Origin of the sequence: Stenotrophomonas sp., assembly GCF_032061965.1 — a bacterium.
In the GTDB taxonomy this organism is placed as follows: domain Bacteria; phylum Pseudomonadota; class Gammaproteobacteria; order Xanthomonadales; family Xanthomonadaceae; genus Stenotrophomonas.
In genome coordinates this window covers 1-17,233 of the sequence record NZ_DAMBEF010000061.1, presented here as the reverse complement: position 1 = coordinate 17,233, position 17,233 = coordinate 1, and the positions used below count along the sequence as shown (strand labels likewise).

Sequence of the window (17,233 nt, the reverse complement as noted above, 5' to 3'; positions counted from 1 at the left end):
GCCCAGGCCCGGCAGCTTGTCCATCAGGCCGCCGATGCCGCCCATGTTCTGCATCTGTTCCAACTGGTCGCGCATGTCGTTCAAGTCGAACTTCTTGCCCTTGGCGACCTTCTCGGCCAGCTTCTGCGCCTTGTCCTTGTCGACCTGCTGCTCAACCTGCTCCACCAGCGACAGCACGTCGCCCATGTCCAGGATGCGGCTGGCCACGCGCTCGGGATGGAACACATCCAGGCCGTCGACCTTTTCACCGGTACCGGTGAACTTGATCGGCTTGCCGGTGATGTAGCGCACGCTCAGCGCGGCACCGCCACGGGCGTCACCGTCGGTCTTGGTCAGCACCACGCCGGTCAGCGGCAGTGCCTCGCCGAACGCCTTGGCGGTGTTGGCCGCGTCCTGGCCGGTCATCGAATCGACCACGAACAGCGTTTCGGCCGGGTTGATCGCCGCGTGCAGGGCCTTGATCTCGGCCATCATCGCTTCGTCGATGGCCAGGCGGCCGGCGGTATCGACCAGCAGCACGTCGGCAAACGACTTGCGCGCGTCATCGATGGCGGCGCGGACGATGTCCACCGGCTTCTGGTCCGGGCTGGACGGGAAGAACAGCACGCCAACCTGGTCGGCCAGGGTCTTCAACTGCTCGATCGCGGCCGGGCGGTAGACGTCGGCCGAAACCACCATCACCTTCTTCTTGCGCTTTTCCTTCAGGTGCTTGGCCAGCTTGCCCACGGTGGTGGTCTTGCCGGCGCCCTGCAGGCCCGCCATCAGGATGATGGCCGGCGCAGGCACGTTGAGGTTCAGGTCGGTGGCCTGCGAGCCCATCACCGCGGTCAGCTCGTCGCGCACGACCTTGATCAGGGCCTGGCCCGGGGTCAGTGACTTGAGTACTTCCTGGCCGACCGCGCGGACCTTGATCTTCTCGACCAGGGCCTGCACCACCGGCAAGGCCACGTCGGCCTCAAGCAGGGCGATGCGGACTTCACGCGTGGCTTCGCGGATGTTTTCCTCGGTCAGGCGGCCGCGCCCACGCAGGCGCTCGATGGTGCCGGAAAGGCGCTGGGTCAGTGACTCGAACATATACGGTGCAACCTGCGGAGCGTGGATACAGAGTTGCCAAGTATAGCGGCCACTGCCGCCGCTGGCGGATCACATCGCCAGCAGCGGGTCCGTGTGCGAAACTGTGTCGATGACAATCGTTCTCATCGCGACCGCCCTCTATCTGCTGGCCACGGCCCTGCTCGTGCGCGGCCTGCGGGCGGACCGTTCCGCGCTGTCCAGCAGCTGGCTATGGCCGGCCGGGGTGGCGGTGCTGCTGCACGGCGGTTATCACGTCATGGTGGCGCTGCGCACCAGCGGTGGCCCGGACATGCATTTCTTCGCCGCCCTGTCCCTGGTGGGGCTGGGCATGGCCCTGCTGACAACGCTGGTGGGCGCGCGCGGGCGCATGGCAGCACTGGGCGTACTGGTATTCCCGATCGCCGCGCTCCTGCTGCTGGCCTACCACGGCTATGGCCATGAGCCGAGCAAGGTGCTTGGCTGGCGCCTGGCCCTGCACGCCTGGCTGGCATTGCTGGCCTACGCCACCCTGAGTGTCGCCGCCCTGCTGGCGATCATGCTGTGGCTGCAGGAACGCGCCTTGCGGCGCCGCGATTTCCGCCCGTGGCTACGCGCCCTGCCGCCGTTGGCGGATCTGGAAACCCTGCTGTTCCGCACGATTGCAGTCGGCTTCTGCCTGCTCACCCTTACCCTGCTGACCGGCGTGCTGTTCGTCGACAACCTGCTGGCGCAGAAGCTGGTGCACAAGACCGTGCTCAGCGTGTTGTCGTGGGTGGTATTCGGCACCCTGCTGATTGGCCGCCGCCGTTACGGCTGGCGTGGTGCCAAGGCCGTGCACTGGACGCTGACTGCCATGGCGCTGTTGCTGTTGGCATTCTTCGGCAGCCAGTTCGTGATCGAGCTGGTCCTCGGCCGGGCCTGACAAGGAGCTGTAGTGCCGAGCCATGCTCGGCAACTGCCTCACCTGTAGTGCCGAGCCATGCTCGGCAACTGCCTCACCTGTAGTGCCGAGCCATGCTCGGCAGATGCTTTACCGGTACTGCCCCTGCCGAGCATGGCTCGGCACTACATGACATGACGTCATTCCATCGCCGCTTCCAGCGCCTGTGACAGGCGCTCAACCGCGATCACTTCCATGCCCTTCACCGCGCCCGCCTTCGGCGCATTGGCCTTGGGCACGATCGCGCGCTTGAAGCCATGCGTGGCCGCTTCGCGCAATCGATCCTCGCCATTGGGCACAGGACGGATCTCGCCAGACAAACCCACCTCGCCGAACGCAATTGTCTTCTCCGCCAACGGCCGATCCTGCAACGAGGACAGCACCGCCAGCAGCACCGGCAAATCCACCGCCGTCTCCTGCACGCGGATGCCACCGACCACGTTGACGAATACGTCCTGGTCCCCCACCAGCACGCCGCCGTGACGGTGCAGCACCGCCAACAACATCGCCAAACGGTTCTGCTCCAGCCCCACCGCGACGCGGCGCGGATTCGACAGCGGCGACGAATCCACCAAAGCTTGCACCTCGACCAGCAACGGACGCGTGCCCTCGCGGGTCACCATCACGCAGCTGCCCGGCTGCCGGGTGCTGCCGCCGGACAGGAAGATCGCCGACGGATTGGGGACTTCCTTGAGCCCCTTCTCGCCCATCGCGAACACGCCCAGCTCATTGACCGCACCAAAGCGGTTCTTGAACGCACGCAGCACGCGGAAGCGACTGCCACTTTCGCCTTCGAAATACAGCACCGCATCGACCATGTGTTCGAGCACGCGCGGGCCGGCGATGCCGCCCTCCTTCGTGACGTGCCCCACCAGGAACACGGCGGTGCCGGTTTCCTTGGCAAAACGCACCAGTCGCGCCGCGCTCTCGCGCACCTGACTGACCGAGCCTGGTGCGGCGGTCAGTGCTTCGGTCCACAAGGTCTGCACCGAGTCGGCAACGATCAACTTGGGACGTGCCGTCGCGGCATGCTGCAGGATGTGTTCGACGCCGGTTTCAGCCAGTGCGTTGACACCTTCCAGCGGCAGGTCCAACCGCACCGCGCGGCCGGCAACCTGCGCCAGCGATTCCTCACCGGTGACATAGAGCACCGGCAAGGTGCCTGCCATCTTCGCCACTGCCTGCAGCAGCAAGGTGGATTTACCGATGCCCGGATCGCCACCGACCAGCACAACCGCGCCTTCGACCAGGCCACCGCCAAGCACCCGGTCAAACTCACCGATGCCGGTGGACACGCGCAGATGATCGGTCTGCTGCACGTCCTTCAACGCAGTGATCTTTGGGGCTTCGACCTTGCCGGCCCAACCGCTGCGCCGCGATGCGGGGGATTTGGCGGCGGTGGCAGACTCCAGCACGATCTCGCTGAGGACGTTCCAGGCGCCGCATTCGGTGCATTGGCCCTGCCACTTGCTGTATTCGGCGCCGCATTCGCTGCAGACATAGGCGACATTGCGGGTCTTGGCCATGGATGATCCAGGTGCGGAAAGATGATCAGCAGGATAGCCGAGCACGGTCGCAAACACTGCGACCGCCCTACCGCGCCGCCGTCATGTAGTGCCGAACCATGCTCGGCAACGCCTTTTCGCCGACGCCTCCAGCAAGCGCGTAGCCCGGGTAAGCGCAGCCAGGACATGATCGCCGAGGCTCCCGGGTGCGCTGCGCTTACCCGGGCTACCGACTGCCCTGCGTTTGGTAGTGCCGAGCCATGCTCGGCAGGGGTGGTACCGGTAAAGCCTCTGCCGAGCATGGCTCGGCACTACAGACACCGCTTTCGCCGAGCATGGCTCGGCACTACAGATATCGCTTTCGCCGAGCATGGCTCGGCACTACAGATATCGCTTTCGCCGAGCATGGCTCGGCACCGCGGATAGCGGAAACGCAAAGGCCGCCTTGCGGCGGCCTTTGCTGTGCATCAAGCGATCAAGCCGCTCAGTGCATCATGTGGTGGTTCATGTTCCACATGACCCACAACGTGCCCAGCACGATGATGCCGATCACCACCAGGGTGAACATGCCGGCATTGACGTTCCAACGGGCAGCCGAGGAACGGTCCAGGTGAAGGAAGAACACCAGGTGCACCAGCAGCTGCAGGATGCCTGCCACCACCACCACCGCACCGGTGGCGAAGGTCGACATGCCACCGCTCATCACCACCCAGAACGGAATGATGGTGAGCACCGCGGCCAGCACGAAGCCGATCAGGTAGGACTTGACGCTGCCGTGGCTCTCGCCAGCGGCACCGTGTGCATGATTGTCATGTGCGGACATTACATCGCTCCCGACAGATAAACGACAGAGAACACGCCGATCCAGACCAGATCCAGGAAGTGCCAGAACAGGCTCAGGCACGCCATGCGGGTCTTGTTGCGCTGGGTCAGGCCGTCCTGCTTGAGCTGGACGAACATCACCAGCAACCACAGCATGCCTGCGCTCACGTGCAGACCGTGGGTACCAACCAGGGCGAAGAACGCCGACAGGAAGGCACTCTTGTCCGGGCCGTGACCGGCGTGGATCAGGTGGTTGAACTCGTAGATTTCCATGCCCATGAAGCCGGCACCCAGCAACCAGGTGATGGCCAGCCAGAAGAACATCAGGCCCTTCTTGGACTGGTGCATGGCAATCATGCCCAGGCCGAAGGTCAGCGAGGACAGCAGCAGCAACGCGGTTTCCCACGCCACGAACGGCAGCTCGAACAGGTCCTTGGCCGACGGGCCGCCATTGGTGGCACCGGACAGCACAACGTAGGTCACGAACAGGGTGGCGAAGATGAGCAGATCGCTCATCAGGTACACCCAGAAACCGAAGACGGTGTTCTCGCTGGTGTCGTGATGCTCGTGATGGTCATCGCCATGGTCCGCCGCGTGAGCGGCGGAACCGTGGGTCATCGTGTGGGCGTTCGTGCTCATGCCTTCACCTCGGTCTTCACCAGGCCCTGGGCAACCAGGTGCTTGTGGTGTTCGTTCTCGATACGTTCGACTTCAGCGGCCGGCACCCAGTAATCCACGTCCTTGTCGAAGGTGCGGTAGATGAAGGTGGCGATCATGCCAACCAGGCCGATGATGGCCAACACCCACATGTGCCACACCATCGCAAAGCCCAGCACCAGGCTGAACGCACCGATGACAACGCCGGTGCCGGTGTTCTTCGGCATGTGGATGTCGGTGTACTTGGCCGGACGGCGCCAGGCCTCACCACGCTGCTTGCGGTGCCAGAAATCGTCCAGCTCTTCGCCCTTCGGCAGCACGGCGAAGTTGTAGAACTGCACCGGAGAAGCGGTTTCCCACTCCAGGGTACGGGCATCCCACGGGTCGCCGGTCAGGTCGGCGTTCTTCTTGCGGTCGCGGATGGACACGGCGATCTGGATCACCTGACACAGGATGCCCAGGGCGATGATCGCGGCACCGATGGCGGCAACCACGAAGAACGGCTGGTACTCCATGTTCGGGTAGCTCTGCATACGACGCGTTGCACCCATGAAGCCCAGTGCGTACAGCGGCATGAACGCCACGTAGAAGCCGATGAACCAGCCCCAGAACGCGCGCTTGCCCCAGGTTTCATCCAGCTTGAAGCCGAACATCTTCGGCCACCAGTAGGTGATACCGGCAAACATGCCGAACACCACGCCGCCGATGATGACGTTGTGGAAGTGGGCAATCAGGAACAGCGAGTTGTGCAGCACGAAGTCGATGGCCGGGATCGCCAGCATCACGCCGGTCATGCCGCCGATGGTGAAGGTGACCATGAAGCCGATGGTCCACAACACCGGCGAGGTGAAGTGCACACGGCCGCGGTACATCGTGAACAGCCAGTTGAAGATCTTCACGCCAGTCGGGATCGAGATGATCATCGTCGTGATGCCGAAGAAGGCATTGACGTTGGCACCCGAGCCCATGGTGAAGAAGTGGTGCAACCACACCAGGAACGACAGCACACCGATCGCACAGGTGGCGTAGACCATGCCCTTGTAGCCGAACAGGGTCTTGCGCGAGAACGTGGCGATCACTTCAGAGAACACACCAAATGCCGGCAGCACCAGGATGTAGACCTCCGGGTGACCCCAGATCCAGATCAGGTTGATGTACAGCATGGCGTTGCCGCCACCATCGTTGGTGAAGAAGTGCGTACCCAGGTAACGGTCCAGGGTCAGCAGCACCAGGGTGATGGTCAGCACCGGGAACGCAGCGATGATCAGCAGGTTGGTGACCAGCGCGGTCCAGCTGAACACCGGCATGTGCATCAGCTTCATGCCCGGGGTGCGCATCTTGAGGATGGTGATGAAGAAGTTGATACCGCTCAGCGTGGTACCCAGGCCCGATACCTGCAGGGCCCAGATGTAGTAATCCATACCTACGCTTTTACTGTATTCCAGCCCTGACAAGGGTGGGAACGCCAGCCAGCCGGTTGCCGCGAATTCACCGATCCACAGCGAGATCATCATCAGGCCACAGCCTGCAACGAACAGCCAGAAGCTCAGCGAGTTCAGAAACGGGAAGGCAACGTCGCGCGCACCGATCTGCAGCGGCACCACCAGGTTCATCAAACCGGTGATCAGCGGCATGGCCACGAAGAAGATCATGATCACGCCGTGGGCGGTGAAGATCTGGTCGTAGTGGTGCGGCGGCAGGTAGCCTTCGGCGCCGCCAGCGGCAACGGCCTGCTGGGCACGCATCATGATCGCGTCCGAGAAGCCGCGCAGCAGCATCACGAAGGCCACGATCAGGTACATCGCACCGATCTTCTTATGGTCCACCGAGGTGAACCATTCCTTCCACAGGTAGCCCCACAGCTTGAACTTGGTGACCGCGGCTACAACAGCCAGGCCGCCCAGGATCGCGCCAATAAGGGTGGTGAGCACGATGGGATCGTGCGGCAGTGAATCAAGAGAGAGTTTTCCAAGCATCGTCATTCTCCCGAGGGACCGTGGCCGGCATGTGCGGCTTCGGGCTGCTCGTTTGCAGTGTGACCGTCAGCCTCGGCAGCAGGCGCAGCGGCGTCATGGCCTTCGTGGCCCATGGCGGCGTGATCCATGCCTTCATGACCCATCGCAGCATGGTCCATGCCCTCGTGGGACATCGCCTTGCCGTCGTGCTTCATGCCGTAGTGGTGGTTCTCACCGGCATGCTTGGCCATGATCGCGTCGAACAGACCGGCTTCGGTGCTGCCGTAATAGGTCACCGGGTACCAGTCGTGGTTGCGCTCGGCGCTCAGGTCGGTGAATGCCTTCTGGTCCATGACCTTGGCATCGCCGCGCACCTTGGCCAACCAGGCCTGGTATTCCTCGTTGCTCACCGCGTGGGCGGTGAAATGCATCTTGCTGAAGCCCGCACCGCTGTAATGCGAGGAGCGGCCTTCATAGCTGCCCGCCTCATCGGCGATGAGGTGCAGCTTGGTTTCCATGCCGGCCATCGAGTAGATCATGCTGCCCAGATGCGGAATGAAGAACGCATTCATCACCGTATCGGCGGTGATCTTGAAGTTCAGCGGGGCATCAACCGGGAAGGTCAGCTCGTTGACCACGGCGATGTTCTCTTCCGGGTAGACGAACAGCCACTTCCAGTCCAGCGAGATCGCTTCGATCACCACCGGCTTGGTATCAGACTCCAGCGGCTTGTACGGATCCAGCGCGTGCGAGGAGCGCCAGGTCAGTACCGCCAGGACCAGGATGATCATGCACGGGATCGACCAGACCACCACTTCGATGGCGGTGGAGTGAGACCAGTTGGGCTCGTAACGGGCCTTGGTGTTGGATGCGCGGTACTTCCACGCGAACACCAGCGTCAGCACGATCACCGGAATCACCACCAGCAGCATCAGCACCGTACAGGTGATCAGCAGCGTCAGCTCATCCCGGGCAATCTGGCCCTTCGGGTCAAACAAGGCCCAGTCGCAGCCCGTCATCATGACGGCCATCGCGACAATGAGGCCCGGGCGCAACAAGCGCCCAAGAGTTTTCAACGGAATCATCGGTCGATCCAATTGCGGTGGGGTACTGCCCCCTGTAGCCCTGCCAACCGCTGGCGCGGAAGGCCGCCCCCGGATTGCCCGGCGGCGACAGCTGAACAGGGAGCTACAGGTCAGCCCCGCAATTTTAGGCTTCACACACCACTTAAGAAAGCCATTGACAATGATTTCACGCAGCAAAAGCGGTGCCCGGTGTGCGACATGTTGTCGCACCTGCGACCGGCTGTCGCAGGCTCGCCCGAACCCAACCGGCAACAGGCGGCGCAGGTGAGGCGCCCAGATCAGCGCAATCACCCCGCATTGGCCCGCGGTTGACGTAGGCCATGTCGCACCAAACGGCCAGCATTTCCGCCATAGACGCTGCCGGATTTCCGCACCGGCGCTGCCTTTCCGCCTTCAGCGCCTCCTTCAATGGCTGGCCCCGCATCGCATTGAATGCAAACGCTGCCCGGAAGCGGGGGAAATCGATTAATGGAGGTGAACCGGCAGATAACATCGAATATTGGAGACTGAAAATGTCACATCCCTTGGTCCGGTGCCAGGAGAGCCAATGAGACCCGGTAAGTTCCCATCGATACCCGCCCCCCCGGCGCCCGCATCGCCCCGGTTACAGCAGGCGGCAGGCCCGCTGGGTGTACTGATGATTTCCCTGCTGACAGCGACAGGATGTTCCGCCACGGGTGATGTCGACACCCCCTCCCCCTCGTTCCGTTTCCAGCAGTCGGCTGCGGATGCAAGAACGCAACTGGCGCAGTGGGCGCCGATCGGGGCATCACTTGCAGACGCAACCCGCGCGCTTTCCGCGCAGGGCTTTACCTGCAACCCGACCGAGCCCTCGGCGCAGGGCCTGCAATCTTCCACCCTGTGCATCACCGCAACGCCGGTCGAGCCCACACCCGCGCAGCGCATCACGGCCCCGCCCACGCCGGTCAACTGGTTTGTCACGCTCGATTCCAGGGACGGCAGTAGCGTCAGCGCTGTACAGGTTGCACGCACGCCCAGGGACATCGCTGGCTGAGACGCCGGAGGGCAATGCAAAGGTCATCGCGCCCCTGCTCGCCACTCTGCCCTGCTGGGCAGTCATGGGCTATTACCGCCGCGAGCTCGCGTCGGTGCAGGAAGCGTTCAACCGCCATGACGACGCCATCCCGGTGCTGCAAGGTGTACTACGCCTCCGACACCGCGCTGTACGGGGGACGGGCATGCGTGAACGTGGCCCCCAATGGACAGCATGCAGGGAACAAACGCCAATACCGCCAAGCAAAACCACGCGAGTGAGAAAACCGGGGTCAGAGAACGGTCACAGAGGCCCACTCATCTCATTTACTGCAGATGCAAAACGAAGCAAGGAGGCCTACGCGATAGTCGGACCAGCCCCAGCAAGACCAGGCAAGGTCCTTGGATGCTTGTTGCTAGCCACATGTACTGTACTGACTGCGTGCGCTACTGAAAGACCATTGGTCACCACTCACGCCACGCAGCCTTCCAGGATCGATACCCCCAGCAACGACTCGATGCCCGTCCAGCGCCCCCATGAGTTTCCCCGCCTCGTCGCTGCAGACAGCGTCGCAAGGAACTTCACGACGTTCATCGGCACTATCCGATCAGAGTCAGACCTTGATCGCAATCGATTTTGGACAGCGATGCAGTTACCGCCGAAAGAACACGATGAGGCCCAGTATTTTGCCGAGGAAGATGGGTACCAAGCATTTTCCCAACAGCTTAAAGATACCGGTGGATCCTACCTGGTCAGTTTTACAGAGCGCACGCAAGAACCACGCACGAAGTCCGCGCGCCTCGAATTCGACGGGGCCACGGATACTCCCGCCTCCGGGACCAAATGTGGGATCGATATAGATCAATTCCGGAAATCCATTACAGCCGCAGGATTTTCCGAAGGGCCTGTTGAGTCGAGTAGGTTGAACAATGAAACCCTGGGCAAAACATAGTTCACGTTTATCCGAGGCGATATTTTCGTCAACGTTCTGGCTCAGGAAGTCCGCGGTGATGCCAGCGCGGAGTACCGGCATGCATGTATCCGCAGCATTGAGGTGCCAGTCACTGGGTTCACCCCCCCGGCCTGTGCACACGGTGGCCACAGGCCATCGTCCCCAGCCTGGACCATCAATAGGGCATTCTCCGATGCTACAGTAGGAAAATCCCTACATCGAGGAAATGGGACTAGAGTCCATCTTTGGCTAGACTGCCACCATCGTGAGGCGGTTGGAGAACTGTATGGCAAGGGCGATAGTCGGTCTTCAAATGCGTTGGTTCGCTTGCGCGATCATGGTCTTGATGCTCAATGCTGCTTGCTCGGTGCAAGTGCGAGCCGCGCAGGCCGAGGTAGCGCGTCAAAAAGCGCTCGTATCTTCCGCATCAGATGGCCAAGCCAAGCCTACATCGCGGGATAGCGCACATGCTGATCCATCCCGTGAACCCGGCAATGAAGAGGAAAGCTGGTTTTCTGACTGCCTTCGCGATCAAGGAGGTAGCCAACTTTCGGACGCGGGCTGCTATTCCAGATATCAAGAACAGCTCGAATCTACCCAAGCCAATCTCTTGCAGGAAATTCGGGCGGCATTATCAAAGCCAGGTCCAAGTGGGACTGACTATGTGGCAGCCGCTAAATTGCTTGATGTCTCCCAGCGAGACTGGAAATCGTATGCCGATGCCGATTGCGAAATAGTGTCCAAGGTGTTCGGAGATGGTAGTGCCGAAGGGTTGGCCAGCGGAGACTGCATCATAGCCCGCTACGAAGATCGGAACGAAAAGCTGAAGGGATTGAAGCAGTCGTATCTCGACAACTGATCAGCGATTTTTGTTATTTCAAGGAGGATAGGTCATGACCGAGTCAAACGATGCGCAAAGAGACACCCTCACAGATTCCGAGCTGAAGGCCATATCCTATTTCGCGATTGGGGTTGGCTCGGAAGGAGTAGAAGCGGGCGTCGACATTTCAAACCGCCTGTCCTTCGCTGGCAACATCAGAAATGGAGTGATGACACCCGTCGGCAACAGCGGGCTCTCCATAGGCACGCTCCAGACAGATATGGGGCAACATCCAGACGTGGCTCCTGCCCTTGTAGGCGCGTATCAGACTTGGGCAACTGCTAACCATCCAGACTGGGTATTGACTGATGCCCAGCGCACTCAAACTATCAGTGACCTGAGTAGAAACGGCGGAACAATCGTAGCCCAGGGTGGCCGCACCATGGATGCAACAATAAAGTCTCATCTTGACACGTTTCTATCTTCGACGGATGGCATCAATTACGTTCACAGCAACGACCTACGCGAGGTCGACAAGCTGATGACTCGTGTGATGCCGAAAATTCAAGAAACTTCTTTGTACCAGAACGCGACAATCGAAGATAAGGTCAAACTTGCAACTGTCGTGGCGAAAGCCTACAACCAGAGCGAGGTATGGGGCGGCCGCATTTTGGACCGAATCCAAGATGATTATACAGGCGAAAATAGGTATACCAGTTTGGCAGAGGTGAATCAGGCCATCAAAGACCTGCCAGATGGTAGACAGGAATACATGAGAACCGGCCGCGATGCTGCGCTGAAGGGTGCCGATGTCCTTCTCAGTTTGCGCAATATGGATGATGCGAACCCTCTTCATCAGGCTTGGCAAGACGTCTTAAGTAATCCCGTGGTTAGCCCGACACAAACGGGCCAAGACGCTGCGCATCCGAATCTGAGCTCTGAATACACAGCGATCAAGGATTTGTTCTTGCAGAAGGGCAACGCCCCAGCGCTCATCGAAGCGCTTGATCAAGGCGGAGCATATGGGTACAACACCACAAACAACAGGGGGCAAAGCCGACCACAATCGACGAGCCTGTATGCGTCGGGCGACGATTTTGTGGTGATGGACGGAAGAGGAGTCGGCAAAGCATATGTTGGCGGCACATGGAGCGATGTGGATCGTGCGAACCTGACGCGCGTCAACAATCGGGATGGAACTGTAGACCTCAACATCAATCGCGATGGAGCGACAGAGCGTTTGCTTCATGTCGATCCGAATGCGCCTGTCTTGCGCCCTGCTCAGCAGCCAGCTGAGCAGGCACCGGCGGCGACAACACCGACCAACCAACAAGACTGGGGTCCGTTCACTCCGAACCAAGCACCGACTGTCGCGCCTGTGATGGCGCCACGCGGCTTTGGGGGTTCGCAGGGCCTGGACGATAACGAGCGTCAACGTGCGATTGATGCCGACCCTGCGCCGACCAATGCCATAGAGCCGACGAGTCCGTCAGTCCTAAATCCTGCCCTAGCGATCCCCCAACCAGTCCCTGCTGCTGACGAACGCGAGCGCGATGAACGAGAAATTCAGGGGCGTGATCCGCAGACATCGATAAAAGGCCCGTTCAATGATCCCTACCTGGATAGGTACTACGCCGCTGTGATGAGGGGAAATAACGATTTGGCTGACAACATCGCCAATGAGTTCGTCCAGTCCCCCGAAGGGCAGCGAATGGCTGAGCAAGGCGATCAGTTGCTTGGGCAGCAACAAGCGCTGGAGCGGCAGCAGGCGCAAGAGCAGCAATTCGCCCAAGCACCGACCCAGCAAGGGCCGGTGATGCGGCTATGAGTGCATGAAACCTACGGGCATATGGTGACGGAATGGAAAACGGTAGCCTGGAATCAATCCGAACCGAGCTCAGGGAAGCCGCTAAGGCTTTAATGCTGCTGCGCTCGGAAATGACTCAGCGCGAAACGCGCATGAGCGCGTCGTTCAACCAGCAGGTACAGTCGCTGCAACAGGAGGTGAGTCGGTTTCGCCGAGACATCGCAGGGATCGTCGGCAGCGCCAGTACACAGATTGCGCAAGAAGCAAAGGACGCGGTAGCGCCTGTTGCCGCTCAATACGACCGCGCCGTGTCGGCTACTTCCGCACAGCTGCAAGGGGCGAACAAGACTGTATGGATGTGGTTCGGCGCAGCAGGCACGATCTTGTTACTGGTGCTGCTCGTCGGCCGGGCCGTGTTGGGCTATTGCCGCCGGGAGCTGGTTGCTGTCAAAGACGAACTCGGCCGCTACGAAAACGCTATCCCTGTACTGCAAGCCTACTACGCCTCCGATGCCGCCATCTGCGGCGAACGAGTGTGCGTCAACGTCGATCCTAACGGACAACGAGCAGGCGACAAGCAGCAGTACCGGCAGGCAAAGCCGCGTTCCCGGAAGTAAGGTTCAGCAGGAGCATGCAGACTAACTCTCTCGCCTATGCAGGCTATTGGCGGAACTCGCTAGCCGACTCCGAAGTGGGTAACGGAGCCTTTCAGGTCACCGATATCAAGCAATTTCAGCGCCTGTCTAGAGTGGAACTGGATGCTGGCCGGGCAAGCCAACCTACCATTGACGCCTGCTTCGCCACGGAAGCCGAGCAGACCCAGTTCGTCGAAGTGGTGATCCGCACCAAGGTCTACGTTTCTCGACTCGAACACGGCAAACAGCGGCGCACCGGAACACCGGCCATTGTGACGCCCATCGTCGCACCCGCCATGCTGGCACGCGACGGCAGGCTGTACCCGCTCTCCCGGACGGTAGTGCCGCGCGACATTCTGGAGCCCTTGGAGCGCGGGACGTTCTCTATCGGCAACGTATCCGATCAGGATGCCTATCTCACCACGAACACCATTGCCGGGATCAATGTTGCGACGGATGCCGGCCAGCCGCTCAGCGATGCTGAGTTCGACCAGCAATGGGCAAGCTACATGGCCGCTTGCGATCAACTGCTGGACCGGATCGGTCAAGGCTGGCCCGGTGCCGAAGACGGGTACGAACTCGCCGAGCATGGCCACCTCCTGAAGAAGGAGTCGTTCTCCGCCAGCCGGCACATCCTCCCCCTTTACGACCACATCCGCGCCAACTCGCCGACCGCTCCTCTGTTCGACCGTTACGCCAGTACCGATATTTCTTCTCCCGAGCCTTGCCTGCCTAACAACGCCGCGTTCTCCAAGCGGCTGGCGCATGCCAGCGACCAATTTTCATTGGCGGCAGCACAGCGCGACGCCTTGACTCACCTGCTGGCTGCTGAAACAGGAGAAATCCTTGCGGTCAATGGACCTCCCGGCACCGGGAAGACCACGCTGTTGCTATCGGTGGTAGCCACGCTATGGGCCGAAGCGGCAATCGCCGACGCAGAGCCGCCGGTCGTGGTCGCGGCCTCCACCAACAATCAAGCCGTCACCAACGTCATCGATGCGTTCGGGAAGGATTTTGCAACCGGCGAGGGCCCGTTCGCCGGCCGCTGGCTGCCCGGCGTCAACAGCTTCGGTGCCTACTTCCCTTCCGCAGGCAAAGAGGCCGAGGCATCACAAAAGTACCAGACCAGCAGCTTTTTCGAGATGGTGGAGTCGGAAGCCTATGTCGCCAAAGCGCAGCAGGCGTATCTGGATGCCGCTTCGGCTGCATTCCCCGAAATTGCCAAGGAACAGCTCGAAGTCCGGACCGTCGTGGACGCATTGCGAGCGTCGATTCAAGCCGAAGCGAAGAGGCTTGCCGCCATCGAAGGCGCCTGGTCAGAATTGATCGCCGCACGCTCCGCGGTTCGGGCCGAGTTGGGCGAGGAGCCGACCACCAGTATGGCGCAGCGCCGCCAACTGCTTGAAACGGCAATGGCCGAGAAACGCACCATCGACGAGCTATCGGAGCGATGGGAATACTATCTTGCAAAGGAGCCGCTTCTCTATACCCTCTTCTCCTGGCTGCCACCTGTCGCGAAGAAACGTGTACGGCTGGCTCGCCTATTCCTGAAGCCTGTCTGGCTCGCTCAGCATGCGCAAGGCGCTTGGGAGACTATCGATCAGATTGAATCCGCCATCAAGGCCGTTGCCAGCCAAGCCGACAGAGCCCTACGCGAGCAGACCCACAGCGTCGAGCGCGGCGAAGCTGTCCTGAAAGTGGAGCGCGATTATCTGACGCGCTGGCAAGCCGCACTGGTTCCGCTCGGCGTCTCGGATCGGGCAAGCAGCTTGTCTATAGCCGATTGCGATCCGCTTGCTGACATGTACATCCGCTTCCCAATCTTTCTGCTGACCACGCATTACTGGGAAGGCCGATGGCTACTGGAGATGCAGGAACTGCTACCACGGATTGCACAGGAACGGAAGAAAACTGGCCGAGTCACTTTAGAGAAGCGTTGGCGGCGTCGTATGAAACTGACACCCTGCATCGTCTCGACGCTCTTCATGTTGCCCAAGGAAATGCTGGTTTCTCGGCACGACGGAAGCGGCTTTGTTCCAGACTACCTCTACGACTTTGCCGACCTTCTCATCGTCGATGAAGCCGGACAAGTGCTTCCGGAAGTCGCTGGCGCTTCATTTGCGCTCGGCAGGAGAGCTTTGGTGATCGGCGACACGTTGCAGATCGAACCGATCTGGTCGATTCCCGCGAGCGTTGACATCGGCAACCTGCACAGCGCCAAGCTACTTTCAAACGAGAGCCATGAGGATGGCTACGACCGCCTTTCCGAGATCGGAAAGACAGTCGCTCGTGGCAGCGTGATGCGGATTGCACAAGCACTGACCCGATACCACTACGACCCCGATCTCGCCCGTGGCATGTTCCTATACGAACACCGCCGCTGCTTCGACGAAATCATCAGTTACTGCAACGCGCTGTGCTATCGGGGCAAGCTACTCCCGAGGGGTGGACCGAAGGCACAGGCGCCTGCCGACAAACAGGATGGACTGCCAGCGATGGGATACCTCCACATCGACGGCATCTGCCAGAAGAGCAGCGGTGGGAGCCGGCAGAATGCGCATGAGGCGGAGACCATCGCCGCATGGCTTGCGGAGCATCGCGCGTCGCTGGAAGCCACCTATGGGCAGCCACTACACAAGACTGTGGGGGTGGTGACGCCTTTCGGGGCACAGGTGCAAGCCATCTCCAATGCCTGCCGCAGCGTGGGCATCGAGGTTGGCAATGACGACGGCGGTGTGACTGTCGGTACTGTGCACTCGCTGCAAGGCGCCGAGCGTCCGGTCGTGATCTTCTCTCCGACGTACACCAAGCATGCCAATGGTGGCTTCATCGACCGCAGCCCGAGCATGCTGAACGTAGCAGTATCGCGGGCGAAGAACACATTTCTGGTGTTCGGCGACATGGATGTATTCGAGGCGGCCCCGAAGGGAACGCCGCGCGGTTTGTTGGCCGCCTATCTCTTCCAGGATTCCGGCAACGCCCTCCATTTCGAGCTGGGGATACGGCAAGACCTGCGGCGCACGGGCGCTGCCGTCCGTCCGCTGCGGGACGCACAGGAGCACGATGCATTCCTGCTGGACACCCTTGCCAGAGCGGGACGCGAAATCCATATCGTGTCGCCTTGGATCATCCTTGAGCGCATCGAGGAGATCGGCGCGCTCGGCTCCATGCGCGCCGCAATCCAGCGTGGCGTGAAAGTGGCGATCTACACGGACCCGGAACTCAACATCGGCAGCGACCCCGGAAAGCGGGATCAGAATCACCAGACGCTACATGCCACCGCCAACATCCTGCGCGATGCGGGAATCCAAGTCGCTTTCGTCGCCAGAGTCCACAGCAAGGTGCTGATTGGTGACGACGACCTGTACTGCGTCGGCTCGTTCAACTGGTTCAGCGCCAGACGTGACGAGCGATACGCCCGGCACGAAACCTCGCTGGCTTATCGCGGCGCCGGGCTGGTGAGCGAAATCGAAATTATGCGAGCGAGCCTTCGAGACCGCATCACGAGCGACCATACCTGAATCGTTAGCCTTGATGGCGGGATCTTGGGCACAACTGGACATCTTATTGCGAGGAAGGTGCTATCCCAGTGGTAGAAGGTGGGCAGTATGGTGATACAAGCGTTGCAAGTTTCTGATCCGCACCACCTTTCAGCCACCATCATCGCCACATGTGCCAAACATGGCCGCACGATGCCGCCAATAACGCGCCACCATCGCAACATCATGAGGGCTCGAATGCAGTGTCGATGCCGCCTCCATCCGGATGATGTTCACCAGAAATTTCCCCTTTTGGCGGCTCCACCTTCGACAATTCCACCGCCACCCGGCGAGCAAATTCTTCCACGCCGTAACCTTGCGCCGCCAAGGCGTCCGTGAGTGTAGTGAAAAGATCGCCCATGTCCTGAAGGCTCGATTCCACGAGGTCGTCCGACGCAATTGCGAGTACTGAGCCGACGTCCCCCCGGCCTGAGTAGAGGTCGGGTTTAGAGTCCGGTTTTGATCTTAT

14 protein-coding genes are annotated in these 17,233 nt (G+C 60.7%); 6 read left to right on the top strand and 8 right to left on the bottom strand.

Annotated elements, in window-relative coordinates; genetic code table 11:
- Positions 1–1,074, bottom strand: a 1,074-nt coding sequence (ffh, locus tag RT460_RS18335) for a signal recognition particle protein (RefSeq protein ID WP_313321088.1), incomplete at its 3' end; no start/stop codon positions are given.
- Positions 1,075–1,183: 109 nt separating this feature from the next.
- On the opposite strand from ffh, the gene ccsA reads away from it, so the two are divergent.
- Positions 1,184–1,975, top strand: a complete 792-nt coding sequence (ccsA, locus tag RT460_RS18330) for a cytochrome c biogenesis protein CcsA (protein ID WP_313321086.1) — start codon at positions 1,184–1,186, stop codon at positions 1,973–1,975.
- A 158-nt stretch (positions 1,976–2,133) separates the two neighbouring features.
- Here ccsA and radA read toward each other — a convergent pair whose 3' ends face one another.
- The 5 genes from radA to cyoA all read right to left on the bottom strand — a co-directional run bounded on the left by radA (position 2,134) and on the right by cyoA (position 8,017).
- On the bottom strand, positions 2,134–3,519 hold the full coding sequence (radA, locus tag RT460_RS18325; protein WP_313321084.1) for a DNA repair protein RadA: 1,386 nt from the start codon (positions 3,517–3,519) through the stop codon (positions 2,134–2,136).
- 463 nt (positions 3,520–3,982) lie between these two features.
- Complete coding sequence (cyoD, locus tag RT460_RS18320) at positions 3,983–4,321, bottom strand: cytochrome o ubiquinol oxidase subunit IV (RefSeq protein ID WP_057629694.1); 339 nt, start codon at positions 4,319–4,321, stop codon at positions 3,983–3,985.
- A complete protein-coding gene (gene cyoC, locus RT460_RS18315) occupies positions 4,321–4,938 on the bottom strand; it encodes a cytochrome o ubiquinol oxidase subunit III (RefSeq protein WP_313321090.1) in 618 nt (205 codons plus the stop codon). The genes cyoD and cyoC overlap by 1 nt, the downstream gene beginning before the upstream one ends.
- A 17-nt stretch (positions 4,939–4,955) precedes the next feature.
- The gene (cyoB, locus tag RT460_RS18310; RefSeq protein ID WP_313321082.1) at positions 4,956–6,953 is read right to left on the bottom strand and encodes a cytochrome o ubiquinol oxidase subunit I; all 1,998 of its coding nucleotides are present in this window, start codon (positions 6,951–6,953) and stop codon (positions 4,956–4,958) included.
- A gap of 2 nt (positions 6,954–6,955) precedes the next feature.
- Positions 6,956–8,017 carry a ubiquinol oxidase subunit II gene (gene cyoA, locus RT460_RS18305; protein WP_313321080.1) on the bottom strand — a complete coding sequence of 354 codons (1,062 nt, stop codon included), beginning with the start codon at positions 8,015–8,017 and terminating at the stop codon, positions 6,956–6,958.
- A gap of 637 nt (positions 8,018–8,654) precedes the next feature.
- Between cyoA and RT460_RS18300 the strand changes: the two genes are divergently transcribed.
- Positions 8,655–9,032: a hypothetical protein gene (locus tag RT460_RS18300; protein WP_313321078.1), complete on the top strand. Its 378-nt coding sequence runs from the start codon at positions 8,655–8,657 to the stop codon at positions 9,030–9,032.
- Between the two features lie 631 nt (positions 9,033–9,663).
- Here RT460_RS18300 and RT460_RS18295 read toward each other — a convergent pair.
- Positions 9,664–10,044: a hypothetical protein gene (locus tag RT460_RS18295; protein WP_313321076.1), complete on the bottom strand. Its 381-nt coding sequence runs from the start codon at positions 10,042–10,044 to the stop codon at positions 9,664–9,666.
- A gap of 232 nt (positions 10,045–10,276) precedes the next feature.
- Here RT460_RS18295 and RT460_RS18290 point away from each other — a divergent pair, with 232 nt between their 5' ends.
- Genes RT460_RS18290 through RT460_RS18275 form a run of 4 tightly spaced genes read left to right on the top strand, consistent with a single transcriptional unit; the run spans position 10,277 to position 16,746 of the window.
- Positions 10,277–10,822 carry a lysozyme inhibitor LprI family protein gene (locus RT460_RS18290; protein WP_313321074.1) on the top strand — a complete coding sequence of 182 codons (546 nt, stop codon included), beginning with the start codon at positions 10,277–10,279 and terminating at the stop codon, positions 10,820–10,822.
- Between the two features lie 34 nt (positions 10,823–10,856).
- Entirely contained in the window at positions 10,857–12,611 is a 1,755-nt protein-coding gene (locus tag RT460_RS18285; RefSeq protein ID WP_313321072.1) for a hypothetical protein, read from the top strand.
- A 32-nt stretch (positions 12,612–12,643) separates the two neighbouring features.
- Positions 12,644–13,207, top strand: coding sequence for a hypothetical protein (locus RT460_RS18280; protein WP_313321070.1), 564 nt, complete (start codon positions 12,644–12,646; stop codon positions 13,205–13,207).
- Between the two features lie 14 nt (positions 13,208–13,221).
- On the top strand, positions 13,222–16,746 hold the full coding sequence (locus RT460_RS18275; RefSeq protein WP_313321068.1) for an AAA domain-containing protein: 3,525 nt from the start codon (positions 13,222–13,224) through the stop codon (positions 16,744–16,746).
- 202 nt (positions 16,747–16,948) lie between these two features.
- Here the strand turns inward: RT460_RS18275 and RT460_RS18270 are convergent.
- Positions 16,949–17,233, bottom strand: a 285-nt coding sequence (locus RT460_RS18270; RefSeq protein ID WP_313321066.1) for a hypothetical protein, incomplete at its 5' end; no start/stop codon positions are given.